The organism is Thiobaca trueperi (genome assembly GCF_004342175.1).
GTDB lineage: Bacteria > Pseudomonadota > Gammaproteobacteria > Chromatiales > Chromatiaceae > Thiobaca > Thiobaca trueperi.
In genome coordinates, this window is sequence record NZ_SMAO01000002.1 from 205239 (window position 1) to 231770 (window position 26532).

Annotated in this window: 18 protein-coding genes; 13 read left to right on the forward strand and 5 right to left on the reverse strand. The window is 62.8% G+C overall.

The window, feature by feature from the left end; all coding sequences use genetic code 11:
- Both EDC35_RS04110 and EDC35_RS04115 read left to right on the forward strand, forming a co-directional pair.
- Positions 1 to 3396, forward strand: coding sequence for an ATP-binding protein (locus EDC35_RS04110; protein ID WP_132975974.1), 3396 nt, complete (start codon positions 1 to 3; stop codon positions 3394 to 3396).
- A 199-nt stretch (positions 3397 to 3595) separates the two neighbouring features.
- Positions 3596 to 4042: a hypothetical protein gene (locus EDC35_RS04115; RefSeq protein WP_132975975.1), complete on the forward strand. Its 447-nt coding sequence runs from the start codon at positions 3596 to 3598 to the stop codon at positions 4040 to 4042.
- Between the two features lie 21 nt (positions 4043 to 4063).
- Here the strand turns inward: EDC35_RS04115 and EDC35_RS04120 are convergent, their stop codons facing one another.
- Positions 4064 to 4573 carry a LytR/AlgR family response regulator transcription factor gene (locus EDC35_RS04120; RefSeq protein WP_243651415.1) on the reverse strand — a complete coding sequence of 170 codons (510 nt, stop codon included), beginning with the start codon at positions 4571 to 4573 and terminating at the stop codon, positions 4064 to 4066.
- 146 nt (positions 4574 to 4719) lie between these two features.
- On the opposite strand from EDC35_RS04120, the gene argH reads away from it, so the two are divergent.
- Positions 4720 to 6117: an argininosuccinate lyase gene (gene argH, locus EDC35_RS04125; RefSeq protein ID WP_132975977.1), complete on the forward strand. Its 1398-nt coding sequence runs from the start codon at positions 4720 to 4722 to the stop codon at positions 6115 to 6117.
- Between the two features lie 161 nt (positions 6118 to 6278).
- Here the strand turns inward: argH and EDC35_RS04130 are convergent, their stop codons facing one another.
- From EDC35_RS04130 to EDC35_RS04140, 3 genes are all read right to left on the reverse strand, one after another.
- Complete coding sequence (locus EDC35_RS04130; RefSeq protein WP_132975978.1) at positions 6279 to 6770, reverse strand: methyltransferase family protein; 492 nt, start codon at positions 6768 to 6770, stop codon at positions 6279 to 6281.
- Between the two features lie 96 nt (positions 6771 to 6866).
- On the reverse strand, positions 6867 to 8024 hold the full coding sequence (argE, locus tag EDC35_RS04135) for an acetylornithine deacetylase (RefSeq protein ID WP_132975979.1): 1158 nt from the start codon (positions 8022 to 8024) through the stop codon (positions 6867 to 6869).
- A gap of 14 nt (positions 8025 to 8038) precedes the next feature.
- Positions 8039 to 8908: a PD-(D/E)XK nuclease family protein gene (locus EDC35_RS04140; RefSeq protein WP_132975980.1), complete on the reverse strand. Its 870-nt coding sequence runs from the start codon at positions 8906 to 8908 to the stop codon at positions 8039 to 8041.
- Positions 8909 to 9003: 95 nt separating this feature from the next.
- On the opposite strand from EDC35_RS04140, the gene EDC35_RS04145 reads away from it, so the two are divergent.
- From EDC35_RS04145 to lpxD, 6 genes are all read left to right on the forward strand, one after another.
- Complete coding sequence (locus EDC35_RS04145) at positions 9004 to 10134, forward strand: peptidase C39 family protein (RefSeq protein ID WP_243651417.1); 1131 nt, start codon at positions 9004 to 9006, stop codon at positions 10132 to 10134.
- 96 nt (positions 10135 to 10230) lie between these two features.
- Positions 10231 to 13602 carry an ABC transporter substrate-binding protein gene (locus tag EDC35_RS04150; RefSeq protein ID WP_132975981.1) on the forward strand — a complete coding sequence of 1124 codons (3372 nt, stop codon included), beginning with the start codon at positions 10231 to 10233 and terminating at the stop codon, positions 13600 to 13602.
- A 2-nt stretch (positions 13603 to 13604) separates the two neighbouring features.
- The gene (locus EDC35_RS04155) at positions 13605 to 15632 is read left to right on the forward strand and encodes a bacteriohemerythrin (RefSeq protein ID WP_132975982.1); all 2028 of its coding nucleotides are present in this window, start codon (positions 13605 to 13607) and stop codon (positions 15630 to 15632) included.
- Positions 15633 to 17132 (forward strand): RimK family protein, encoded by a 1500-nt coding sequence (locus tag EDC35_RS04160; RefSeq protein WP_132975983.1) that lies wholly within the window; start codon positions 15633 to 15635, stop codon positions 17130 to 17132.
- 78 nt (positions 17133 to 17210) lie between these two features.
- Positions 17211 to 17987, forward strand: coding sequence for a carboxypeptidase regulatory-like domain-containing protein (locus EDC35_RS04165; RefSeq protein ID WP_132975984.1), 777 nt, complete (start codon positions 17211 to 17213; stop codon positions 17985 to 17987).
- 152 nt (positions 17988 to 18139) lie between these two features.
- The gene (lpxD, locus tag EDC35_RS04170) at positions 18140 to 19192 is read left to right on the forward strand and encodes a UDP-3-O-(3-hydroxymyristoyl)glucosamine N-acyltransferase (protein WP_132975985.1); all 1053 of its coding nucleotides are present in this window, start codon (positions 18140 to 18142) and stop codon (positions 19190 to 19192) included.
- Between the two features lie 9 nt (positions 19193 to 19201).
- On the opposite strand, the gene EDC35_RS04175 is transcribed toward lpxD, so the two are convergent.
- Positions 19202 to 19795: a TetR/AcrR family transcriptional regulator gene (locus EDC35_RS04175; RefSeq protein WP_132975986.1), complete on the reverse strand. Its 594-nt coding sequence runs from the start codon at positions 19793 to 19795 to the stop codon at positions 19202 to 19204.
- A gap of 214 nt (positions 19796 to 20009) precedes the next feature.
- Between EDC35_RS04175 and EDC35_RS04180 the strand changes: the two genes are divergently transcribed.
- The 4 genes from EDC35_RS04180 (at position 20010) to EDC35_RS04195 (ending at position 26507) form a co-directional block, all read left to right on the forward strand.
- A complete protein-coding gene (locus EDC35_RS04180) occupies positions 20010 to 21215 on the forward strand; it encodes an efflux RND transporter periplasmic adaptor subunit (RefSeq protein WP_132975987.1) in 1206 nt (401 codons plus the stop codon).
- A gap of 61 nt (positions 21216 to 21276) precedes the next feature.
- Positions 21277 to 24387, forward strand: coding sequence for an efflux RND transporter permease subunit (locus EDC35_RS04185; protein WP_132975988.1), 3111 nt, complete (start codon positions 21277 to 21279; stop codon positions 24385 to 24387).
- A 76-nt stretch (positions 24388 to 24463) separates the two neighbouring features.
- A complete protein-coding gene (locus EDC35_RS04190) occupies positions 24464 to 25867 on the forward strand; it encodes an AAA family ATPase (protein WP_243651419.1) in 1404 nt (467 codons plus the stop codon).
- Positions 25818 to 26507: an RloB family protein gene (locus EDC35_RS04195; protein WP_279387973.1), complete on the forward strand. Its 690-nt coding sequence runs from the start codon at positions 25818 to 25820 to the stop codon at positions 26505 to 26507. The genes EDC35_RS04190 and EDC35_RS04195 overlap by 50 nt, the downstream gene beginning before the upstream one ends.
- The last annotated feature ends 25 nt before the right edge of the window (positions 26508 to 26532 follow it).

The window sequence follows — 26532 nt, forward strand, 5'->3', positions numbered from 1 at the left end:
TTGTCCAGTCCGTCCGCCAATCCTGTATGGCCGTCCGGCACCGAGCCCGAAACGCCGGTCCATCTCTTCGTTTGTCTGCGCTTTCTGGATGAGGCCCGCGCCGCGCTGGATGGCGAGGTGGAACTGGCGCATCTGCGGCTGCATCCTTTTCCGGCGCGTTGCGGGGCACCGCCGATTGCCGCGAGCGAAATCAGCCGCGCCATCGCCGCCATTCCTGCCGACCAACCCCAGGTCTGGATCGGCGGTTGCTGTCTGGCGCCACTGTGCCGGCAATTCGATGACGAGACGGCGCGCCAGCAGGCATGCGGGCGGTCGCTCGATATCCATTGGCTCCCGCAATGCTTCCATTTGCTGGCTGATCGCGATTGGGTCGATGAGCAGCTCCGTCGGGGCGCCTATCTCTGCACGCCAGGCTGGCTCGCTGGCTGGCGCGGACATCTGAAACAGCTCGGACTGAGCGATCCCGGGCTGGCCCGCGAGCTGTTCGGCGAGAGTGTCCAGCGCATCCTGCTGCTGGATACCGGGCGCGACCCGGCCACCCCGGCGCGCCTGACCGCGCTGGCGCGCCATCTCGACCGCCCCAGTGCGCGCCGTTTCGTCGGGCTGGGTTATCTGCGGCTGAATCTGGAGCGGATTGCGCTACGGGCACAGCGTCGCACCGAACACCGAGTGGCAGCGGCCCGGGTCGCCGCCGCTCAGAGGCAGGTCGCCGAGACCGCCATGGCCATGGATCTTCTGGGCCAGCTTTCCAGTGCGCGCGGCGAGCGTGAGGTCATCGCACAGATGCTCGACATCTTCACCGCGCTCTTCGCCCCGGCCAGTCTCCTGTATCTGCCCTGTCGGGAAGGCGGGTTGAGCGGTCCCATTGGGCAGCCGCTGCCGACTGCTGAGGCGCTGGCTGAGACGGTCGCTTTCGGCCAGGGCCATGCCGCGACCCTGGAGACGGCTTCGCGCACCGGTTTTCTGCTGCGTCTCCAGCACCAGCGCGAGACGCTCGGTGTGTTCCGGCTCGACGGCTTCGCGCTGGATCTGTATCGCCAGCAATACCAGAATCTCGCCTTGCAAATGTCTGGATTGTGCGCGCTGGCGATCCAGCGCGCCCAGGCGAGCGAACAGCTCGGTCAGAGCGAGGCACGTTTCCGCAGCCTCTTCACCGCCATGCAGGAAGGCTTTGCGCTGCATGAAATCATCTGCGACATCGAGGGGCGTCCGATCGACTATCGCTTTCTGGATATCAATCCAGCCTTCGAGCAGCTCACCCGGCAGCGGCGCGAGGATCTGATCGGATATACCGCGCGCGAGGCCACGCCGCTGATCGATGACATCTGGATCGCGCGTTATGGTGCGGTCGCCTTGACTGGCGAGCCGGCGCGCTTCGAGCAATATGTCGCCACCATCGACCGCCATTTCAGCATCTATGCCTATCGTCCCCTGCCGGGCTGTTTCGCTGTCATCTTTGCGGACATCACCGAGCGCAAACGGACGGAACGCGAGCTGGAACAGCACCGGCATCATCTCGATCAGCTGGTGGAGCGTCGCACTGCCGAACTGGCGCTGGCGAAAGAGGAAGCGGAACGCGCGAATCGGGTCAAGAGCGCCTTTCTCGCCAACATGAGCCACGAGATCCGCACCCCCATGAATGCAATTCTGGGCTTTACTTATCTGCTGAATCGCGAGATTGACGACCCCGCGCAGCGCGACCGGCTGCAAAAGATTCACACCGCCGCCGATCATCTGCTGGCGGTGATCAACGATATTCTGGACATCTCCAAGATCGAGGCCGGCAGACTGACGCTGGATGCCGTCGCTTTTGCGCCGCAGACATTGTTCGAGCAGGTTCGCGCCCTGATCGCTGAGCATGTGCAGTCCAAGGGGCTCATTTTCGAAATCGATGCCGGCCAGCTTCCCCCGGTCCTGCATGGCGACGTCACCCGTTTACGCCAGGCGCTGCTCAATTATCTGAGCAACGCGGTCAAATTCACCGATCAAGGCAGGATTCGCTTGAGCGCCGGTCTGGTCGAGGAAACCGCCGAGACCCTGTTGGTTCGCTTTGAGGTCATGGATACCGGCATCGGCATTGCGGACGAGCATCAGGCCCGGCTCTTCAATGTCTTTGAACAGGCCGACAACTCGACCACCCGTCGTTATGGCGGAACCGGCCTGGGTCTGACCATCACCCGTCATATCGCCGAATTAATGGGCGGCGAGGCGGGCGTCGAAAGCACGCCCGATGCGGGCAGCCGTTTCTGGTTCACGGTGCAGCTGGGCAAGCATTCAAACCCGCTGTTGCTGCACCGGGATGAGCCGTCCGGATCCGATTCCCAGGCGATGCTGGCGCGCGATTATCGGGGTTGCCGCGTGCTCGTCGCCGAGGACAACCCGATCAATCAGGAAGTGATTCTGGAATTGCTCGCTCAGGTCGGTCTGGCGGCGGATCTGGCCGAGAATGGAAGGCGGGCGGTCGAGCTGGCCGGACGCGGTGCCTATCGACTGGTGTTGATGGACATCCAGATGCCCGAACTGGACGGCTTGGAGGCGACCCGTTTGCTCCGACAGATTCCGGGCCAGGGCGATCTCCCCATCCTCGCCATGACTGCCAATGTTTTCGACGAAGACCGCCGGCGCTGCCTCAATGCCGGCATGAACGATCATATCGCCAAGCCGGTTGATCCCAAGGCATTGTATGACGTCCTGCTGCACTGGCTTTCGCATACCGGCCCCGCTGTCCCGGAATCTGTGGCGCGCATGCCGGTCGTGACCGGGCTGATCACGGCGACGCATGACCCGCTGAACGACGTGCCCGGATTGGATATTGCCTTCGGACTCAAGTGCGTGGGCGGCAAGGTGGATTGCTATGGGCGTCTGCTCAAGCGGTTCATCGACGATCATCGCGCCGATATCCCCGATCTGCGCGCCCGTCTCGCCGCCGATGATCGCCAGGAGGCGCACCGTTTGGCCCATTCGCTCAAGGGCGTGGCAGCCACCCTGGGTGCGACCCGGATCCGGCACACGGCAGCCGCGTTGGCGGCCGCCATTCTGGCAGAACAGCCAGCGACCGAGATCGAGCATCTGGCCTCTTTGGTCGGGGAGGCGCAGCGCCAGTTGGCGGAGGCGTTGGACGACCGTCTCAGTCGGTCCCGGACGGCGGCTTCATTCGGCGAGGATCCGCCCGCGCCAGACGACATCCTGGATCGACTTGAGCAATTGCTCGCCGAGGCCAATACGCAGGCGGTTAAACTCATGCGAGAGACCGCGCCCATTCTGAGCCGTGCCATGGGCGAGCGATTCGCTTTACTGCACAGTCAGACGACTGGCTTCGACTTCGATGCCGCGTTGCACACGCTGCGTCTGATTCGCTCCATTCAGGCCGGCGCGGACGATGCCGCAAAATCGTGACGGCAAGCCGCTTAACTTTCACCTCGGGTTTCGCGTAGACTGCAAAGACCGCCAAGCTTAACGAAAGCCGTGACAGTTGAAACGGCCTGTATTAGATCAGAATTCTGCGTGGATTCCGGATTGACTGGCGGAACCGCATCGGTAATCCAGAAATCCAAAAAATCAATTTGGCTTGCTCTCGGCTGGAGGACTTCTTGCCATGGTCGCTTTCGCGCAATTACACGCACAGAATCACAAGATCACCGAGCTGTCGAACGTCTTTCTCTATCTGGTTCGCGAGCGACCCATGTGCGATACCGATGTCGCCTGCAATGTTTTTTTCGACCTGACGCATCTGATCAGGGAGCACATGGAACTGGTTGATCGGGAGCTCTGCGGCAGGCTGATTTCGCATCCGGATCAGTTGGTCAGGAACACGGCTGACCGGTTTCTCTCCGGTTCGACCGAGATCAAGCGCATTTTTGCGGCCTATGTCAAAGAATGGTGCTCGCCGCAGCGTCATGCCCTGACCATCGGCAATCATGACGCTTTCGTTCAGGAGACCGAACAGATGTTCGGTCTGGTCATGGATCGGATCCAGCGTGAAACCGAGCATCTGTATCCGCTGATCCGCAGGCTGGAAGGCGAGGATCTGCAGGTGGCCTGAGGTGGCCGGGGCATGGCGGCTTCAGAGGTCGCCATCGTCCAGCCAGCGGCGGATCCGCGCCAGGTGCCGGCGGCTGATCGGCAGCCGTGTGTCACAGTCGCGCAGTTGCGCCAGCACCACACCTCCTTCGGTCGTTTCCAGACCCAGCAGACGGTCGCGCGCCACCAGGGCGTTGCGATGAATGCGCAGGAAGAGATCGGCAAAGGTCCGCTCGAAGAAGCGCAGCGATTCGTCCGCCAGCAACTCGCCGCCAGGATGGCGGACGGTCACATATTTCTGATCCGCCAGCAGATAGATGACATCGCGGAGTGGCACGGCGCGAATCTCGCCGCGATAGGTCGCGCTGACCTGCCGACGGCGGCCCGGATAGGGGTCGGTCGGGATCTGGCGGCGCGTTCGGGTGCGAATCGATTGGGGCGGGCGGTTGTTCATGCCGTGCATCGGCATTTGCCAGTCGTCTGATGCGGGCTGGTTTGAGCCATTCGCAAGCTGATGCTCGGTACGCAGAGTCGGTTGCTCGTCGGTTGTCATCAGTGTTGTCCATCCAGGATTTGAACTCATCCCAAGAATAGCGCAAGACGTGACAGGGCAGGGCGTTTCGCGGGTCGCGCGCATCCCGCACCCGGCGCCGGTCAGCGTGTAGAATCGCACCCTTTGCCTCTTGCCGGACACCGCCGATGTCAGACACCAATCCATCCGCCAAACCCTGGGCCGGACGCTTCAACGCCCCGACCGACGCCTTTGTCGAGGCCTTCACGGCCTCGGTCGATTTCGACCGGCGGCTCTATCGCTACGACATCCAGGGCTCCATCGCCCATGCCACCATGCTCGCCCGTCAGGGCATCCTGACCGATGCCGAACGCGACGCCATCGTCGCGGGTCTTGAGACGGTGCGTGCGCGCATCGACGCCGGTGAGTTCAACTGGTCGATCCCGCTCGAAGATGTCCACATGAACATCGAGACCGCACTCACGGCGGACATCGGCGACGCCGGCAAAAAGCTCCACACCGGACGCTCGCGCAACGATCAGGTGGCGACCGACGTGCGACTCTGGCTGCGCGACGAGATCGATGCCATTCGTGCCGAAATCCTGCGGCTGCAACGGGCGCTCCTCGATCTGGCCGAGCGCGAGGCCGACACCATCCTGCCCGGCTTTACGCACTTGCAGGTCGCCCAGCCCATCACCTTCGGCCATCACATGCTGGCCTGGTTCGAGATGCTGGAGCGCGACCGCGACCGGCTGGCCGACTGTCGTCGCCGGATGAATGTTCTGCCGCTCGGCGCTGCCGCGCTGGCCGGGACGACCTATCCCATCGACCGCCATTACACCGCCGAACTGCTCGGCTTCGACCGCCCGGCCGAGAACTCGCTGGATGCCGTCTCGGATCGCGACTTCGCCATCGAATTCACGGCGGCCGCCGCCATCCTCATGATGCATCTGTCGCGCTTCTCGGAGGAACTCATCCTCTGGTCATCCGCGCAGTTCGGCTTCATCGATCTCTCCGACAGCTTCTGCACCGGCTCATCCATCATGCCGCAGAAGAAAAACCCGGACGTGCCCGAGCTGGTGCGCGGCAAGAGCGGGCGCATCTTCGGTCATCTGATGGGTCTTCTGACCCTGATGAAATCGCAGCCACTGGCCTACAACAAGGACAATCAGGAAGACAAGGAGCCGCTCTTTGACACCGTCGATAACCTCAAGGGCTCGCTCAAGGTCTATGCCGACATGATGGGTCATGTCACCTGTCGCCACGAACGCATGCGCGCGTCGGCCAGACAGGGTTTCAGCACTGCCACCGATCTGGCCGATTATCTGGTGCGCCGGGGCATCCCGTTCCGCGACGCCCATGAGATCGTCGGCAAGGCGGTCGCGCTCGGCGTGCGTGAAGGGCGCGATCTGTCCGAGCTGACGCTGGATGAACTGCGCCAGTTCTCGCCGGCCATCGATGCGGATGTCTTTGCCGTGCTGACGCTGGAAGGGTCGGTCGCCGCGCGGGATCACATCGGCGGCACCGCGCCGGCTCAGGTGCGCGCAGCCATCCAGCGCGGGCGGCAGCGTTTATGTGATATTTGAGGATTGAGCCGGCCTTGGCAGAATCGACGCCCGTTCGCGCGGGCGCGGTTTAAAGTATTAAAAAATATAAAATTTAAACCGCGTCCCCACTGAGGTCGGTGGCCTCTCCAAAGCCGAATACAAACTGAAAATGACGCCTATCGCTCTGGACGCGGTTTAGTTCAATAGATCCAGGGGAAGAACTTGCGTACCTGCCGCTGATAGTCGGCGTATTCCGGGTGACGCTCGGTCAGCCAGATTTCCTCCCGGCGTGCCTTGTAGTCGAAAAAGAAGAAACCGAGTACGAGGATGAGCAGATGGCTCAGGCTCAGGGTGAAGAGCGTCCAGCCGAGTGCGGCAAGGAGCTGGCTACTGTAGAGCGGATGGCGCACCCAGGCATAGACGCCGTGCCGGACCAGTTGGCTGTGATCGACCGGGTAGGGCAGGGGGGTGAGATAGTCGCGGATATGGAAGGAGCCCAGCACCCCGAACAGGAGCGCGATGACGCCGAGTCCGGCGAGCGCGATCCAGCGTGGCAGCGCCAGTGTGGCGAGCAGATCATCCGTCGCCAGCGGGTTCCAGGCTGGCGTGAAGATGAAGGCGAAGAAAAAGACGAATTGCAGCACGACGAGATATTCGCCGCGCCGACCGTCGAGGAATGTGGGAAGCGGCATGGACTGGCTCCGTTTAAACCGCGCCCAGCGCGGTATGCGATGTTTTTGGATCGGATCGGCCCCGGCAGACTCAAGGATTGTCGGAGTCGGCGCGGTTTAAGAAGGCAGACAGAACTGCCGGATCAGCGCCCGCAGCAGATCCAGCGTTGGCGGGATGCGATCAAGGGCGAGGAACTCGTCCGGCTGATGGGCCTGGGCGATGTCGCCCGGACCCAGGATGACCGTGTCCATGCCGAGCTGATTCAGAAAGGGCGCCTCGGTGCCGAAGTTGACCGCCTCGGCCTGATGCCCGGTCAGGGTCTCGCAGGCGCGCACGATCTCGGCATCGGCGGGGGTTTCTGCTGGCGGAATCGACTCGAAGAGCGGGCTGACCGACCATTGCAGACCGCGCCGTGCGCCGACCTCGGCGACCCGCTGCGACAGCTCGGCGCGCAGATCGGCGGGATCGAGTCCGGGCAGGACGCGCAGATCCAGATGCAGCTCGCAGTCGCCGCAGATGCGGTTGGGGTTGTCGCCGCCGTGGATGTGGCCCAGATTGAGGGTCGGATAGGGGATCCTGAAGGCGGGGTGGCGGTGCGTGCGCTGCAAGTCGTCGCGCCAGGCCAGGAGTGCGGTCATGACCTCGTGCATGCCTTCCAGCGCATTGTTGCCCAGGCTGGGGTCGCTGGCATGACCGCTGCGTCCGATCAATCTCACTGACTCACCCATCACGCCCTTATGCAGCCGCACCGGGCGCAATCCGGTGGGTTCGCCGATCACCGCATGGCGCCCGAGCGGACGCCCGGCGGCGACCAGTGCGCGGGCGCCATACATCGCCGATTCCTCGTCGGCGGTGGCGAGAATCATGAGCGGGCGGTCGAAGTCACGCGCCTCGAAGGCTCGCGCCGCTTCCAGCGCGAGCGCAAAGAATGACTTCATGTCCGCGATGCCGAGCCCGTAATAGCGCCCGTCGGCCTCGGTCAGCCGTAGCGGATCATGGTTCCAGAGTGGCGCGTCAAAGGGGACGGTATCAGTATGGCCCGACAGCACCAGACCGCCGGGGCCGCTGCCGAGCGTCCCCAGCAGGTTGAACTTCCCTGCATGACCGGGAACCGGCAGGATCTCGACCCGGAAGCCGGCGCTTTCCAGCCAGCCGGCGAGCAGATCAATGAGCGGACGGTTACTGTGATCGAAGGCGGGTGTGACGCTGCTGACCGACAGGGTGCCGATCAGGTCGGCGAGCATCTGTCTGAGCGATGGGGTCTGACTGATCATGGTCGCGGCTGTCCTCACAGACTCTTCACATCGGTCGAATCGCCAAAGGTCTCGATCCCCAACTGTCTGGCGACCTTCTCGGCGCGGGCATCGATCATTGGCGAGATCACGATCAGCCGGTTGGCCTGCCGTCCATGCCGCCGCTCATAGAAACGGGCCTTGCGCTCGAAGCTGTACATTCCGGCCTTGTCGATTGAGGATTTGAGTTCGCAGATCAACAGCAGGCCGTTCTTGATGATGACATCCAGCTCGATCTGATCGGGCCGCCCGAAGACCTCGCCCTCATCGTCGAATTCGTTGACGTTGATGACCTGGACGCCGAAGCTTTCCTCCAGAATCCCCGCCAGCGCATCGCGGAACGCCTTTTCCGAGCGCATCCCCCAGCGTGCGCCCAGGGCGCCGATGGAGCGATCAAACTTTTTGGCCTGCGCCATGATTTCCTCATGGACCCGCCTGAATTCCTCGCGTGTCTCGGCTCGATACTCCTGCTGCTCCTGCTTTGCCTCAAGCCAGCGACGGTTGTTTTCCTCCCAGTTACGTGCCTGCTCTTCCTTGTATTCTTTCCAGCGGAGGTTGTTTTCCTCCCATTTACTGTTATTTTCCTCCCACTTACGCGCCTGTTCCTCCTTTTCCTCCGCCCATTTGCGGTTCTGCTCTTCGCGCAGCAACCGCTGTTCTTCCTTGTATTCCTGCCATTCCTGAGTACGTTTCTCGCGTTCGCGGCGCAGCTCGCCCAGGAGTTCGTAGAACCGATCCTGGGTCTCGGCTTTGTCCGCAAACTGACCGCGCGCCAGATCCAGGATATAGGCTCTGAATTCCGGGTCGCTGCGCAGAATGTCAGGCAGCTCGCGCCGGATGGCGTCTTTCAGTGATTCAGCGCTCATATCCGTCTCGTCCAAAAACATTGCATATCGCACTGGGCGCGGTTTAGATTGATGCAGCTTATCCCGCCGGATCCATCCTCGCCAGCCTCAACCCCGTGGTCAACGAATCCCCCCGTATCCGACCCGCCATCCTGAGCGATCTCGGCGCCCTGCTGCGGCTGGAGAACGTCTGCTTCGACAGCGACCGCATCAGCCGGCGTCAGTTCCGTTATCTGCTGACCCGTGGACGCGCCAGCACCCTGGTGGCTGAACGCGACGGCGACCTGCTCGGCTATGTGCTGGTGCTCTTCAGCCGCGCCACCTCGGTTGCCCGGCTCTATTCGATTGCCGTGACCGCTCAGGCGCGTGGTCAGGGGCTGGGACAGACCCTGGTGAAAGCGGCGGAGGACGCCGCCTGGGAGCAGGAGCGGGCCTATCTGCGTCTGGAGATCCGGCGCGACAACCTGGCCTCGCAGACCCTCTTCGAGCAGGCCGGCTACCGGCGCTTCGGTGTGCTCTCCGATTACTACGAAGACCACATGGAGGCGCTGCGCTACGAAAAAACACTCTCGCCCGGTCTCAAGCCCGAGCTGAAGCGGGTGCCCTTCTACGAACAGACCCTGGATTTCACCTGCGGTCCCTCTTCGCTGATGATGGCGATGCAGTCGCTGCGTCCCGAGCTGGAACTCTCGCGTACTCTGGAACTGCGTATCTGGCGTGAATCGACCACCATTTTCATGACCTCCGGTCATGGCGGCTGCGGCCCGCTCGGACTGGCGCTGGCGGCGCACCGGCGTGGCTTTGCGGTCGAGGTCTTCGTCAGCGATACCGGCGTGCTGCTGGTCGCCTCGGTGCGCAGCCCGGAGAAAAAAGAGGTGATGCGTCTGGTCCATGAGGACATGCTTGCCGAGGCCGGCCAGCTTGGCATCCCAATCCGTTACGAAACCCTGAGCGTCGATGGTATCCAGCGGTGCTGGGATACCGGGGCCGTGCCGCTGGTGCTCATCAGCTCCTATCGCATCTATCAGGAAAAATTCCCGCACTGGGTCGTGATCACCGGTTTCGACGAGCATTTCGTCTATGTCCACGATCCATATATCGACTATGCCAACGGCGAAACCCGGCTGGATTCGCTCGACATGCCGATCCAGCGCGACGAATTCACCCGCATGGCCCGCTATGGGCGGGTTGGGTTGCAGGCGGTGGTGCTGATATCACGATCCAAACACGAAGGGATGGAGCATTGAGCGCCTGCTGCCCGACTTCAGGGCCGGCCCGCGTTCAACTTTCGGACGCAGCGGATTCAATCTGTCTCCGGCTTCATCTCCCGCGCGGCTGAAATCATGGTGCGCGAACCGGACAGACTGCGAGCAGCCCACAACCGAACGCAGTGCCCGGCGGCATGGCGACTGGCGTGTCTGTTCTGGTGCGGACTGCTTCTGTTCCGTCCGGGCGACACGCTTGCCGGGCCGGCCACGCGGGAAGCGGCGGCACCTGACCTTGAGCGCGTTTCGCTGCAACTGCCCTGGAAGCATCAGTTCGAGTTCGCCGGTTTTTATGCCGCCATCGAACAGGGGTTTTACCGGGACCGGGGGCTGGCGGTCGAGCTGCGCGAGTACGAATCGGATCTTGATGTGCGTGAAGAGGTCTTGTCCGGACGCGCGAACTATGGTCTCGCCAACGGCAGCCTCATCGGCTGGCGGCTCGCGGGTCAGCCCGTCGTCCTCCTGGCCAATTACTTCAAGAAGCCGCCGCTGGTGCTGCTCGGTCAGCCGGGCATACGGAATCTGAACGACCTCAGGGGGCGGTGTCTGATGGCCGCCGACTCCGATCTGCAATCGCCCCTGCTGCGTATCGCCCTGCGCGAGGTCGGGCTGGTCGCTGGCGACAACCTGACCCTCGTGCCCCACAGCTTCGATACCGGACCCTTCATCCGTGGCGAAGTGGATGCCATGACGGCCTTTCTGAGCAATCAGCCGTCTGAACTGGAACAGAAGGGCGTTCCTTTTCAGATCATTGAGTTGAGCGCCTATCTGCCGGGCCTGGGCGACGATTATCTCTTTACCTCGGAGAGCGAGTCCGCCGCGTATCCGGAACGCACCCGCGCCTTTGTCGAAGCGAGCAATGCCGGCTGGCGTTATGCCCTGAAGCACCCGGATGACATGGTCGAACTGATTTTAAACCGCTATTCCCAGCCCAAGAGCCGCGAGGCGCTTCGTTATGAGGCGGATAAAACGCGACAACTGATGTTGCCGGGCTCCCATCCGGTCGGCGCCGTTTCCGTCGCGCGTCTGCAAATGGCCGCCAGTGCCCTGCTGGAATCCGGTCAGCCCGGCGATGCGTCACAGTTACAGGGATTTGTGTTCGAGTCCGCCGTTTCATTGCCCATTGCGGTTCCGCCGGGCGAACAGGAGACGGCGGTGCGGCAGGCGCCCGAATCCTCTGAGCCGTCGGCGTCCGGTATGGTCTTGACACCCGATGAGCGCGTCTGGCTCGCCGCGCATCCGGTCATCCGCTATGGCCTGAGTCCGGATTGGGCGCCCATTCAATCCCTTGGTCGGGATGGGCAGCCGAACGGGATCGGGCCGGACTATCTGGAACGTATCGCGGCGCTGATCGGCGTGCGCTTCGCGCCGGTGACACTGCCCAACTGGTCAGACGGGCTGCAATGGTTGGAGCGCGGCGAGATCGATCTGCTGCCGAATATCGCCCAAGCCCCGGAACGATCACGGCGTTTGCGTCTGACCACGCCCTATCTCAGCTTTCCGGTGACGATCTTCGCCCGCGTGGATGCCCCCTTCTTCAGTCATCTGGAGGCGCTGGCCGGCAGGCGGGTGGCGGTGGTCTCCGGTCATGCCATCGAGACCTGGCTGCGCCAGGACCATCCCCGGGTCGTGCTGCGGTCCTTTCCCGACACGCCGACAGCCTTGCGCGCGGTAGCCGCGCGCGAGGTTGATGCCTTCGTCGATAGCCTGGTGACCACCAGTCAGGCGATTGGTCGCAGCGGGCTGACGCAGATCCGCATGGCCGGCACCACGCCCTACGACATGGCGTTCGGCATGGCGATCCGCCACGATTGGCCGCAACTGGTCCGCATTCTGGAGCGGGCCATCGCCGCCATTCCCGCCAGCGAGCGTGACCGTATTCAAAGTCGCTGGATGCAGGCTCCATTGCTGGCGCAGGTGGATTACATCCTGCTGTGGCAACTGCTGGGGCTGACCGCATTGATCCTGGCAATCATCCTCTATTGGAATCGGAGACTGACACGGGAAATCAGGAGACGTCAGCATGCCGAGCAGATCCTGACCCACAGCGAAACCCTGTTGCGCACCACGCTGGATGCAACCGACGATGGCATTCTGGTGGTGAACGCGGATGGCAGCATTCTGACGACCAATCGCCGCTTCCAGGCACTCTGGCGCATTCCGGATAAACTGATCCATCTCCGGCAGGACAAGCAGCTGCTCGCCTACGTTCTCGATCAACTGTCTGAGCCAGACGTCTTTATCCGCGGTGTCGAGCAGGTCTACGCAACTGATCGGGAACAGCGTGATCTGCTGCATTTCAAGGATGGCTCCATTGTCGAGCGTTACACTCGGCCCATGTCACTCGATAATTGTCTGGCCCGTCTCTGGTCGTTTCGCGACATCACGGAACGCGAGAAGATGCTGGAGGCGCTGGCGCAGGCGAAAGACGCAGCGGAACAGGCCAATCGCGCCAAGAGCGACTTTCTCGCCAATATGAGCCACGAGATCCGCACGCCGATGAATGCCATCCTGGGCATGCTCTATCTGTGCCTGGAAACGGATCTTAGCGACCGGCAGCGCGGTTATCTGGAGAATGCCCGGACGGCCTCTCAGTCTTTATTGGATCTGCTCAACGATATTCTGGATTTTTCCAAGATCGAGGCCGGGTGTCTGCCCCTGGAGACGACCCCTTTCGATTTGCAGGCGGTCGTCGCCCATGTCGTCGCGGTGATCGGGCACGCAGCCGAAACCAAAGGATTGGTTCTGCGGCTTGCGCTCGCGCCCGAGGCGCCACGCGCACTGATCGGCGATCCGTTGCGTCTGGGACAGATCCTCATGAATCTGGGTACCAACGCCGTCAAGTTCACCGCACAGGGCGAGATTGAGATCGCCCTGCGCTGGCTGTCCAGCAGGGAGGAGGGACGAGCACATCTGGAGTTTCGCGTGCGTGATACAGGCATCGGGCTGAGTTCTGAACAGAGCAGACACCTGTTTCAGCGGTTCACCCAGGCCGACAGTTCGATCTCGCGCCGCTACGGCGGGACCGGACTGGGACTGTCGATCTGCGCGCGACTGGTCGAAATGATGGGCGGTCAGATCGGCATCGACAGTCAACCGGGTCAGGGCAGCACCTTTTATTTCGATGCCTGGTTCGATCTGGCCGCAGCGGGGGATCTGCCGGCGTCCGCCGCGCCGGAGATGCTGGTGCTGAATGACAACGCACAGCCTGTGCCGCTGTCGATTGCGCCGGTTGTCGATGCCGGTCTCCGGGCGCTCTTGAGCGAACTGCGCGCCCGCGCCCTCAGCCACGATCCCACCGCCGAAGATCTGCTGCTCGAACACCGGCAGCGCCTGACTGCCGGTCTGTTGGCGGGCGTCCTCGTCACGCTGACGGATCATCTCGAACATTACCGTTTTGCCTCAGCCGTTACGATCCTTGACGCACTTCTCGCTGACACGGGAGCCTGACCATGACCGGATCGAATCAGCAAGCGCTACTGATCGTCGATGATCAGGTCGAAAATCTCAGGGTTCTGTCCGGGCTGCTCAAGCGGCACTATCGGATCCAGGCCGCCACGAGCGGCGAGGAAGCGCTGAAACTGGTGCTGGTTGCACCGCTTCCCGATCTGATCCTGCTGGATGTGATGATGCCCGATCTCGACGGGTATCAGGTCTGCGAACGACTCAAGGCTGAGCCGCAGACGCGCGACATCCCGATCATTTTTCTGACCGCGCGCACGCATCCCGAGGACGAGGCGCGGGGGTTTGCAGCAGGTGCGGCGGACTATGTGGCGAAGCCGATTCATCCCCCGCTGCTGCTGGCACGGGTGCGGGCGCAACTCGCACTGGCCGAGCCGCTTCATAAGGCCCGTCGCGAGCTGGATGTCAGCGAGTTCGAGCGTCGGCGCCTCTGGGATCGTCAGCAGGCGCTGCTGGCGATTTCACGCACGGCCTTGCGCGAACTGACGCTGCCCCAGTATCTCAACGAGATTCTGGACATTCTTGCCGCCATTCCGTGGTTTGCCATCGAACGCTGCGGGATGCTGTTTCTCGTCAATCGTCGTCAGGAGCCCATTCTGGTGGCCCAGCGGGGGATGGAGGATGTGCAATGCTGTCAGTGCGTCCGGGTCCGGCCCGGATCGGGCGTCGGCGCCTGCGGACAGGTTCTGGTGCAGCGGCGTGCGCTTTTCTGTCCATCCCAGCGCGCACTCGAAGACCGGTGCTCGACCCGAAGCGACGAGACCGGCTGTTATCACCTGCCCTTGATGGAGGGCGAACAGGTTTATGGCGTTCTGGCTCTGCGGGCGCCGCTCGGTCGTGAACCCGGCGCCGATGAGATGGCGTTCATGGCCGATGTCGCCTATACCCTGGCCAGCCTCATCCGTCGCCGTCTGGCAGAGGAAACGCTGCGGGTCAGTCAGGTCGAAACCCAGATGGCGCGCAACGAGGCGATCCGTCGGCTGGGCGTCGCCGCTGAGTTTCGCGACACCGAGACCGGCTTTCATGTGCTGCGCATGAGTCGCTATGCCCGTGTGCTGGCGCAGGCGCTCGGTTGTGACGAGACCTTCTGCGAACTCCTGGAGCTCGCAGCACCCATGCATGATGTGGGCAAGATCGGGATCGATGACGCCATCCTCAAAAAGCCCGGCAAGCTGACCGACGATGAATTCACGATCATGAAAACCCACACCACGCTGGGCGGGCTCATCCTGGAAGGGGGCGACGATCCGCTGATTCGTCTGGCGCGCGAAATCGCCCTGACGCATCATGAAAAGTGGAATGGTCAGGGTTATCCTCAAGGATTGGCGGGCGTGGCGATTCCGCTGTCGGGGCGGATCTGTGCGGTTGCCGATGTGTTCGATGCGCTGACCATGGAGCGTCCCTATAAAAGACCCTGGCCGGTCGAGAAGGCCGTGGCACTGATCGAGGCAGGCGGCGGTACGGACTTCGATGCCGAGATCGTGGCGGCGTTTCGTGAGCGGCTGCCGGAGCTGGTGGCGATCAAGGCCCGCTACCGTGACGATGTCATCGACCCTCGGGAAATCCTGCTGATGACGCGCAGCGAGGCGGACGGCGATGTCTGGCTGCCCTGGCGACCGGAGTATTCGATCGGCATCACGGTGATCGACGAACATCATCGTTATCTGCTCGGCTGGATCAACCGGATTTACGACATCATCAACGACAATGCCGGAACGGCTCAGATCGCCAGCGCGCTCTTTGCGCTTGAGCAGTACGCGCGCATTCATTTCCAGGCGGAGGAACGCCTGATGGCCGCGCACCAGTCTGCCGGGCTGGAACGGCATCGTATTGAGCACCGCTCCTTCGAGACCGAACTGCGCGAATGGCGCGCCGAACTCGCACACAACCCCTTTATTGCCGGAATGGAAATGCTCGACTATCTGCGAACCTGGCTGCTCAATCATATTCTGATGGAAGACAAGCGTATTTTGGAAACACTCTCTCACACGACACTGATCGTGCCGGACGCGGTTTGAATGGCCGAGCATCTGTTGCTGGTCGAACAGCAGGGCGACTGGAAGCCCGGTTTTCCGCATCTGCCGGTGGTCACCGCGCGCGATTATCTGGCCGGCGGCGAGCTGGCGCTGAAACGCGATCTGCGCGTCATCAACCTGTGCCGCAGCTACCGCTATCTTTCGGTGGGCTATTACTGTTCGCTGCTGGCGGAAGCACGCGGGCACAAGGTCATCCCGTCGGTGCGCACCATCCAGGAACTCTCCAGCCGCGAGCTTTACAGCCTGGAGACCGAGGAACTCGACGGTCTGGTGCAGCGTCTGCTGGCGCGGCGCAAGACCTCCGCCCTGACGCCGACCGCCTACGAGCTGACCATCTGCTTCGGTCAGTGCAATCTCAAGGAACTGCAACCGCTGGCGCGGCTCATCTTCGAGACCTTCCGCTGTCCCATCCTCAAGGTCGAATTCAGACTGCACGGCACCTGGCGCATCGGCGCCATCAAGGCGCTGCCGCTGACGGCGGTGACGGCTGAGGGCGAGGCTTCGCTTTTCTCCGCCCTCGAAGGCTATCTGTCGCAACGCTGGCGTCAGCCGCGCGCACGGCTCGCCTCGCGCTACGATCTGGCGGTGCTGCACGATCCGTCCGAAGAGATGCCGCCATCCGATCCCAAGGCGCTCGCCCGCTTCATCAAGGCTGGCAAGGCGCTGGGGGTCAATGTCGAACTCATCCAGCGCAAGGACTACAGCCGGCTGGCCGAATATGACGCGCTCTTCATCCGCGAGACCACGCGCATCGGGCACCATACTTTCCGCTTTGCCAAGAAGGCCGACAGCGAAGGCATGGTGGTGATCGACGACCCCGACTCCATTATGCGCTGCACCAACAAGGTCTATCTCGCCGAGCTGCTCGCCGCGCACCGCATCCCCCGACCCAAAACGCTGGTGCTGCGCAAAGAGAATCTGATGGAGGCCGAGGAGCAGATCGGCTATCCCATCGTGCTCAAGATCCCGGAAGGCTCCTTCTCGCGCGGGGTGTTCAAGGCCGAGGATCGCGCCGGGCTGACGCGGATCGCTGGCAAGCTCTTCAAGGAGTCGGATCTCATTCTGGCGCAGGAATATCTTTACACACCCTTCGACTGGCGCATCGGCATCCTGGGACGCAAACCCTTCTACGCCTGCAAGTATCTGATGAGTCGCGATCACTGGCAGATCGTCAAGCATGGCGTCGATGGCGGTCACGAAGAAGGCGGTTTCGAGACCCTGCCGGTCGAGCAGGTGCCGCCAGCCGTCATCCGCACCGCGCTCAAGGCCGCCGATCTGATCGGCGACGGGCTCTATGGCGTGGATCTCAAGGAGACCGCCGCCGGCCCGGTGGTGATTGAGGTCAACGATAACCCGAGTCTGGATGCGGGCATTGAAGATCAGGTGCTGGGGGACCAACTTTATGCACGCCTGATCGCCGAGTTCGTCGCGCGCCTCGACCGGCGACGGGACGGCAACGGGAAGCGTGACAAGAGCCTGTAGGGGCGAATTCATTCGCCCCGACATCCGCACAACCAACGTGGCGAATGAATTCGCCCCTACTCAATGCGGGAATATGCGATGACACAACGAATCAAAATTTCTTTGCTGGCACCACTGTGCGCGATCTCGATCAGCGGTGCTCCCGCGCTGGCACAGATGACCCCGGCGCCGGTGGTTGAACCGGCCCGCGCAGAATGGGCCATCGCACCTCAAAGCGCGCCTCAGGAAGCGCCAGCGCCGGCATCCACCGGCATGGTGCTGGAGAGCGAGACCGTCCTCTCGGCTGAAACCGTTCTGCCGGGCGGCATCGTGCTGCCGGCCGGGACGGTCCTGCCTGCCGGATCCATGCTGCCGGCCGGGACGGTGCTGCCGATTCAGACTCCCACGGCGATGCCAGCACCAATCCAGACCCCGGCACCAGCGATGCAGACCCCACCAGCGCTGCCTGCTGAAACGGTCGCTGCGCCCGCTCCGCCGAGCATTCCCAACCAGCCCGTTATCCCTCAGCCCACGCCCAGTGCGCCGGAGGCGACAGGTGGCATCCCCTATGTCAGCGGCGGCATCGGCTTCTCCGAGCGCGAGGAACTGGCGCAGGTCAAGTCGCAATACAATCTGCGGCTGCTGTTCGCGGTCAAGGGCTCGGGCTCCTATCTGTCCGACGTCAAGGTGCGGATCGATGACGCGACCGGCCCGACACTCCTGACCGCCGTCTCCAAAGGCCCGCTGTTTTATGTCGCCCTGCCGCCCGGTCTCTATAACCTGATCCTCGACAATGCCGGTCAGGTCCAGACCATGCAGGTCGCCATCCCCGACAGCGGCGCCATCGAGCGATCCTTTTACTGGGTATCGGATTAAACCGCGCCCCGTGCGGTATGCGATATTTTTGGTTTGGGTCGATCTTGGCGGCATCGACGACCCTGTGTGCTGGCGCGGTTCAAGATCCTTCGTGTTCTTTGCGTCCTTTGCGGTTCAACTGCTTTTTTAGGCTTATTGCTGGAATCTCCGATATGTCTCGATCCATGCAGATCCACGAAGCACTGCAAGCCTTCGGCCTGAGCACCGATGATCACGATATCCTGGGCGTGAGCACCCTGGAGCAGGCCGGGCCGCATGATCTCTGTTTCGCTGAAGAGGCAGGACAGGCGGCGGCGGTCGCCCGGAGTCAGGCGGCGCTGATCCTGGTCGGCGAGGATTTTCCCGAGGTTCCGGGCACGACCCTGCTGCGGGTTGCGGATCCGCGTGATCGCTTTTTCGAGATCGCGGCACTCTTCATCCCCGCGCCTGAGACCGAAGGCATTCACCCGAGTGCAGCGATTCACCCGGAGGCCGACATCGGTGCAGATGTGGCCATCGGCGCCTGTGCGGTCATCTCAGCCGGTGTGACGGTCGGCAGTGGCTCGCACATCGGCCCCGGCACCTATCTGGGGCCGGGCGTGCGGATTGGCAGCGACTGTCTGATCGGTCCCAACGTCAGCATCCTGCGCGACTGCGAGATCGGCGACCGCTGCATCCTGCATCCGGGCGCGACCATCGGTGGCGACGGCTTCGGTTTTCGCTGGGATGGGAGCGGGCATCGCAAGGTGCCTCAGCTCGGGCGCGCGGTCATTGGGGACGATGTCGAAATCGGCTGCAATAGCTGTGTGGATCGCGCCACGCTCGGCATCACCCGGATCGGACAGGGCGTCAAGATCGACAATCTGGTTCAGGTCGCGCACAACGTCACCGTCGGTCGGCATACCATCCTGGTCAGCCAGTCCGGTATTGCCGGCAGTTCCGCGCTGGGAGACGGGGTGGTGGTCGCCGGTCAGGTCGCCATCTCGGATCATGTGCAGGTGGGCGATGGCGCCCGGATCGGCGGTCAGGCCGGAGTCGTCAAGGATGTGCCGCCGCAAGCCGCCATGTTCGGCACCCCGGCGCGTCCCGTGAAGCAGGCGCTGCGCGAACACGCGGCGCTGGCCAGACTGCCGGATCTCCTGAAGCAGATCAAGCACCAGCAGGAGACCATCGAGCGATTGGAATCGCGGCTGAGCCGGCTTGAAGCCGGTCAGTCCGACGCCTGAAGGCGCGTGTCAGGTGATCAGCGCACGCAGCGTGACCCGCAGCAGGGGCAGCAGTGCCTCCTTGTCCAGGCCAGGGTTGGTGATTGCGCGCGCCGTCAGCCCATCGAACAGCGCCCTGGTGATCTCGGTAACGGCCGGATCGACCTCGCCGCTCAGACCACAGGCCAGACGCGCCCGCTGAAGCAGCTTCCGTACCTGCTCGTGCATCGCGACATCGGCGGCCTGCACCATCGCGGCAACCTGCGGATTGCGCGTCGCCTCGGCCAGGATCTCGATCTCCAGCGCCGCGTGGTCCGGATCGGTTTTCTGGTTCACCCCGAGATCGACCCGGTCGAGCATGGATTGAAACGCATCCTCCGCATCGTCGAAATGGCGCATCAGCGCCAGCGACTCTTCCAGCTTGCGCTCGACCAGGGCGGCGATGATGGCCTCCTTGTTCGCGAAGAAGTGATAGATATGTCCGGGGCTCATGCCCGCCATCTTTGAAATCGTGGCGATACTGGTGCCGTGAAAGCCATGACGAACGAAGCCAGCGGCGGCGGCATCGAGGATCTGCTGCCGTCTGGTCTGCGTCCGGGTCTGGTCCGGCTCGGTTTCTGGCATGCTTCTGTCTGCTCCTCTTGTGGTCGCGCAGCCAAACGATTGCGCCCTGGTTCTCAAAAAGTCAAAAAGCCGCTGCTGATACCACCGATCATCCCTTGACCCGAACGGCCTGCGCATCTACAGTTCTGCCATAGACTAGAATGAATGTTCATTCTAATCCACTCCTGAACGGCGATCCGCTCAAGATCGTCGCCTTCCCACGCCGAGGTCATCCATGGGATCCGCCCGCCGCCACTCAGGCATCCTTGATGTCTGCGCCATCCTCATCCTCTCCCTGCTCGCCGGCTGCAATCAGGCACAACCGCCAGGCACAGGCGCCACGGCCGCTGCGCCGCCGCCCCCGGAAGTCGGCGTCGTCACCCTGTCCGCACAATCGATCAACCTGAGCACCGAGCTTGCCGGTCGCACCGTGCCCTACCGGATCGCCGAGGTGCGTCCGCGGGTCAGCGGGATCATTCAGGAGCGGCTCTTTACCGAAGGCGGGGAGATCACCGCCGGCCAGGAACTCTATCGGATCGACCGGGCCATCTATCAGGCGGCTTACGACAGTGCCAGGGCCGCGCTGGCGCGTTCGCAGGCCACCCTGGACCGGGCGCGTCTCAAATCGGATCGCTATGCCCGGCTGGCCGCGTCCAAATCGGTGAGCCAGGAAGACAACGACGACACCCAGGCCGCGCTCAAGGAGGCCATCGCCAGCGTGGCGGTGGATGAAGCCGCTCTGGAGCGCGCGCGGATCGATCTGGCCTATACCCGGGTCGATTCGCCCATCGCCGGACGCATCGGGCGCTCGACGGTGACACAGGGCGCATTGGTCACGGCCAATCAGGCCGAGGCGCTGGCGACCGTGCAGCAGCTCGATCCCATTTATATCGACCTGACCCAGTCCAGCAGCCAACTGCTCCAACTGCGGCGCGCCCTCGCCGACGGTCGGCTGCAACGTCCCGAGGGCGCTGCCGCCAGGGTGACGCTGATCCTGGAAGACGGCCGTACCTATGCACACAGCGGGCATCTGGAATCGTCTGAAGTGACCGTGGATCAGGCCACCGGGACCGTGACCCTGCGCGCGATCATGCCGAATCCGGATCGTGAGCTGCTGCCGGGGATGTTCGTCCGGGCACGGCTGGAGGAGGGCGTGCGCGAAGGGGCCATCCTGGTGCCGCAGCAGGGCGTGCAACACGACCGGCGCGGCAACCCCATGGCCCTGATCGTGAACGCCGGGGGGCAGGTCGAGGAACGCAAGATCGAGACTGAGCGCGCCATCGGCGACCACTGGCTGGTCGATTCAGGATTGCAGGCGGGTGATCGGGTGATCGTCGAAGGCACCCAGAAGGCGCGGCCCGGCGCCCCGGTGCGGGTCACGGATCTCAGCGACCGACCCGGCTTCGCGGTCAAGGCTGCGATTCTGCCAGCCGACGGGTGATTGCTGGCGCCTCATTGCGCCCCCTGCCGCCTCTCACTCCCGAATCGAGGATTTCTCATCCATGGCCCGTTTCTTCATCGATCGCCCCGTCTTTGCCTGGGTCATCGCCATCGTCATCATGCTGGCAGGGACGCTGTCGATCCTCAATCTCCCGATCTCGCAATATCCCGCCATCGCGCCGCCAGCAATCAGCATTACCGCGACCTATCCCGGCGCCTCAGCGCAGACGGTCGAGGACTCGGTCACTCAGGTCATCGAGCAGCAGATGAACGGGCTCGATGGTCTGCGTTACATGTCCTCGACCAGTGAGTCCAACGGTCTCTCGACCATCACCCTGACCTTCAACAATGGCGTCGATCCCGACATCGCCCAGATGCAGGTGCAGAACAAGCTGCAACTGGCCAACGCCCTGCTGCCCGACGCCGTGGTGCGTCAGGGCATCCAGGTCGCCAAGTCGGTGCGCAATTTCCTCATGGTGGTGGCCTTCGTCTCGCGTGACGGGCGCCTGAACAATGCCGATCTGGGCGACTATGCCGCCAGTCTGGTCAAGGATCCCATCAGCCGTGTTCCCGGAGTCGGCGAGATCACACTCTTCGAGTCGCAGTACGCCATGCGGATCTGGCTCGATCCCAACAGGCTCAACCAGTATGGTCTGACCCCGCCCGACGTGGTGACGGCCATCGAGGCCGAGAACGCCCAGATCTCGGCCGGTCAGTTGGGCGCCATTCCGTCACCGGCGGGTCAGCAGCTCAACGTCACCGTCAATGTCCAGGGCCGGCTCACCACGCCCGACGAGTTCGGCGAGATCCGGCTGCGCACTCAGGCCGACGGTTCGACCGTGCATCTGCGCGATGTCGCCCGTATCGAGCTGGGCAGCGAGAGCTACGGCAAGATGGCGCGTCACAACGGCAGTCCCGCCGCCGGCATGGCGATCCGGCTCGCCACCGGCGCCAATGCGCTGGAGACGGCGGATGCGGTCAAGCGCAAGGTCGAGGAACTCTCGGCCTTCTTCCCGTCGGGGATGGAGGCGGTCTTCCCCTACGACACCACGCCCTTCGTGCGCATCTCCATCGGCGAGGTGGTCAAGACCATCTTCGAGGCGGTGATCCTGGTGTTCCTGGTGATGTATCTCTTTCTCCAGAACTTCCGCGCCACCCTGATCCCGACCATTGCCGTGCCGGTGGTGCTGCTCGGCACCTTCGGGGTGCTCGCCGCCTTCGGCTTCACCATCAACACCCTGACCCTCTTTGCCATGGTGCTGGCCATCGGTCTGCTGGTCGATGACGCCATCGTGGTGGTCGAGAACGTCGAGCGGGTGATGGACGAGGACGGTCTGCCGCCCAAGGAGGCGACGCGCAAATCCATGGATCAGATCACCAGCGCCCTGATCGGCATCGCCCTGGTGCTCTCGGCGGTGTTCGTGCCCATGGCCTTCTTCGGCGGCTCGACCGGGGTCATCTATCGTCAGTTCTCCATCACCATCGTCTCGGCCATGCTGCTGTCGGTGGTGGTGGCGCTCACCCTGAGCCCGGCCCTGGCCGCCTCGCTGCTCAAGCCAATGCCGCACGGACCCCGGCGCGGCTTCTTCGGCTGGTTCAATCGCAGTTTCGAGCGCAGCGTCGATCTCTACGGCAAGAGCGTCGCCGGCATCACCCATCGGCGCTGGCTGTTCCTGGGGGTCTATCTGGTGCTGGTCGGCGCCCTGGTGGTGCTGCATGAGCGGATGACGACCTCCTTCCTGCCTGATGAGGATCAGGGCATTCTCATCATGCAGGCGATCCTGCCCTCGGGCGCGACCCTTGAGCGCACGCAGGAGGTGCTCAAGCAGGTCGAGCGCCACTTCCTCGAAAATGAAAAGGAAGCGGTCAAGGAGCTCATCACGGTCTCGGGCTTCAGCTTTGCCGGTCAGGGCCAGAACATGGCGATCGGCTTCGTCAGACTCAGGGACTGGTCGGAGCGCCAACGACCCGATCTCCAGGTCAAGGCGGTGGCCGGGCGCGCCATGATGGCCTTCTCGCAGATCCGCGATGCGCGTGTCTTCGCCTTCCCGCCGCCAGCGGTCATCGAACTGGGCACCGCCTCAGGCTGGGACGTGCAGTTGCAGGACAAGGGCGGCGTCGGACGCGAGGCGCTGTCCGCCGCGCGCGGCCAGTTCCTGGGGATGGCGATGCAGGATCCGCGTTTCATGGCCGTGCGGCCCAATGGGCGCGAGGATGAGGCGCAGTATCGGGTGGAGGTTGATCGCACCAAGGCCGGCGCCTTCGGGCTGTCGCTCGCCGAGATCAACCGCACGCTCTCGATGGCCTGGGGCAGCGCCTATATCGACGATTTCGTCCACGCGGGGCGGGTGAAGAAGGTCTATGTCCAGGCCGATGCCCCCTATCGCATGCTGCCGGAGGATCTGAATGCCTGGTATGTGCGCAACGACAAGGACGACATGGTGCCCTTCTCGGCCTTCGCTACAGGCGAATGGAGCTTCGGCTCGCCGCGTCTGGAGCGCTACAACGGTCTGCCCTCAGCCGAGATCCTGGGTCAGGCCGCCCCCGGTCTGAGCACGGGCGCGGCGATGGCGGCGGTCGAAGAGCTGGTTGGCAAACTGCCGCCCGGTGTCGGTCTGGAATGGACCGGTCTGTCGTTCGAGGAACGCGCCGCCGGTGCCCAGGCTCCCGCGCTCTATGCCCTCTCGGCGCTGGTGGTGTTCCTGGCGCTCGCCGCGCTCTACGAGAGCTGGTCAGTCCCCTTTGCGGTCATGCTGGTGGTGCCGATCGGCGTGCTGGGGGCCGTGACGGCCGCGTTCGGGCGCGGCCTGCCGAGCGACATCTATTTCCAGGTGGGATTGCTCGCCACCATCGGACTCTCGGCCAAGAACGCCATCCTCATCGTCGAGTTCGCCAAGACCCTTCAGGAAGAAGGGCGCGATGCAGTGAGCGCGGCGCTGGAGGCGGCGCGGATGCGTATCCGCCCCATCGTCATGACCTCGCTCGCCTTCGGCTTCGGCGTGCTGCCGCTGGCCTTGAGCACTGGCGCGGGCTCAGGCGGCCAGAACGCCATCGGTACGGGCGTACTCGGCGGCGTGGTCGCGGCGACGATGCTCGGGGTGCTGTTCGTGCCGCTGTTCTTCGTCGTGATTCGGGGACGTTTGAGCAAGGTTGAGGGGCATTCGGACAAATAAGGGGTGGAGTGTTCTCACGCGGAGCTTAACGTTTTCATCATCAATCACGGTGCGGATGTGACTGGCGACGGGGCTGGTGAGTTCTGATAAAGTCGAAGCTCAGCTTACTTATGCCGCATTTTGCGCATTTTTTCTGCGCTGGCTGTCGTTAAACTGCCTTTTCTATCAGGCTGAGCCCGCCATGCTCATTGAATTTCGTGTCGAGAACCACCGCTCCATTCGGGAAGAGCAGGCATTAACCATGCGTGCGGGCAGGCAGGATGATTCAGCCGATCCGCGTCCCCGCCGCGTCCAGGGCTGCTCTGATCCACTGCTGCCAGCGGCCGCACTCTACGGCGCGAACGCCAGTGGGAAAAGCAATGTTCTTTCCGCCATGGGATTTATGCGCAGTGCGGTTCTTCACTCCCATCGAGCCTGGCCGCCAGACGGAGGTGTTCCAAGGGATCCCTTTGCCTGGGGCGAAAAGGCTGCACAGCCTTCACTCTTCGAAATTACGCTGCTGGTGTCGGGTATCCGCTATCAATACGGATTTGTTGCGGACGATGAGCAGTTTCTCGAAGAGTGGCTATTCGCCTGGCCTGGAAAGCGAAAGCAGGTCTGGTTCGAACGTGAACTGGGGAAGTACAAGTTCAGCGAGTACCTGCATGGTGAAAATCGACTGATTGAGCAGATTACGCGGCCAAACGCGCTTTTTTTGTCTGCTGCGGTTCAGCTTCGCCATGAGCAGCTCGGCTCCCTTTACAGTTGGTTCCGAAATCTCAACGGGGTCAATATTCCCGGTCGCCGGCCTTCCGCTCTCCCCTTCGCCACCGGTCAATTACTCGCGCGGGGGATAGAGTCCTGGTTCAGCCAGAATCCACAGCGATCTCTTTTCGAAGAAGACGGGGTGCAAAACCACAGCATTGAGCTTTTTCGCGACCTGCTGCGCGCAGCGGATGTGGGCATCCTGGACATCAAACTGGATAACGATTCCGGTGAACCCACAGATCCTAAAGATCCCCCTTGGTCTCCTCGTCGTGGGCGGATACTGGTGCGTCACAGCAGCAGCGTTGAGGACGCCTGGCTGCCGCTGGAAGAGGAGTCACAGGGAACACTGACCCTGTTTCGCGTTGGGCCGGTCATTCTCGACGCGCTTCGGCTCGGAACCGTCGTCATGATTGATGAGCTTGAGGCCAGCCTCCATCCGCTGCTGGCCATTCAGATACTGCGTCAGTTCAACGATCCGGAGCGTAACCCGCGAAATGCTCAGATCTTATTCACGACTCACGATACCAGCCTGCTCGGGACCATTGCTGGAGAGCCATCGATGCGTCGCGATCAGATTTGGCTGACGGAGAAAGACCCGGAGGGTGCGACCTGTTTATACCCCTTAACCGACTTTCGACCCAGGAAGGGCGAGAATATCGAGCGCGGCTATCTGCAAGGGCGCTATGGCGCTATTCCGTTTCTCGGTGATCTTCCACAGGTTGGGGGAGAATAGGTCGGTGGGCGGGAGTCGTCGCAAGAGGGTGCGCCAACCGGCTCGCGGGGCTGCCCGCAGGAGCCCGAGGCGGCGTCTGCTGCTTGTCTGCGAGGGGCAGGTGTCGGAGCCCGAATATTTCAAGCAACTCAAGGCCTGGGTACGCAACAACTTAGTCGAGATTAAGATTGCCAGCGAGCACGGTGTCCCCCTAACCCTTGTGCGGCAAGCCGAGTGGCTTAAGTTGGACGCAGAATCTGAGGCGCGGAGCGGGGCCGATTCGTTTTTGGCTTACGATGAGGTGTGGTGCGTGTTCGACGTGGACGAGCACCCGAAAATCAACGAAGCCCGTCAACTGGCACACGCCAGAGGTATTGAGCTTGCGGTATCTAATCCGTGCTTCGAGCTTTGGCTTTTGCTGCATTTTCGCGAAAGCCCGGGAGCCCGTCACCGGCACGATGTGCAGCGCATGATGCGTGAGCACATCCCCTCCTACGACAAGCACCTCGACTTCAAGCGCCTGTCCACTGGTATTGCCGATGCCGCCCGACGCGCCCGGCGCCTCGACGATGAGGCCAATGAAGAGGGGGAGTCTGGCCGCAATCCAACGACGGGCGTCTATCGACTGACCGAGTCCATAGAGCGACGCGATTCCATCTGATCCAAGCCTTCAAAAGCCGCAAACA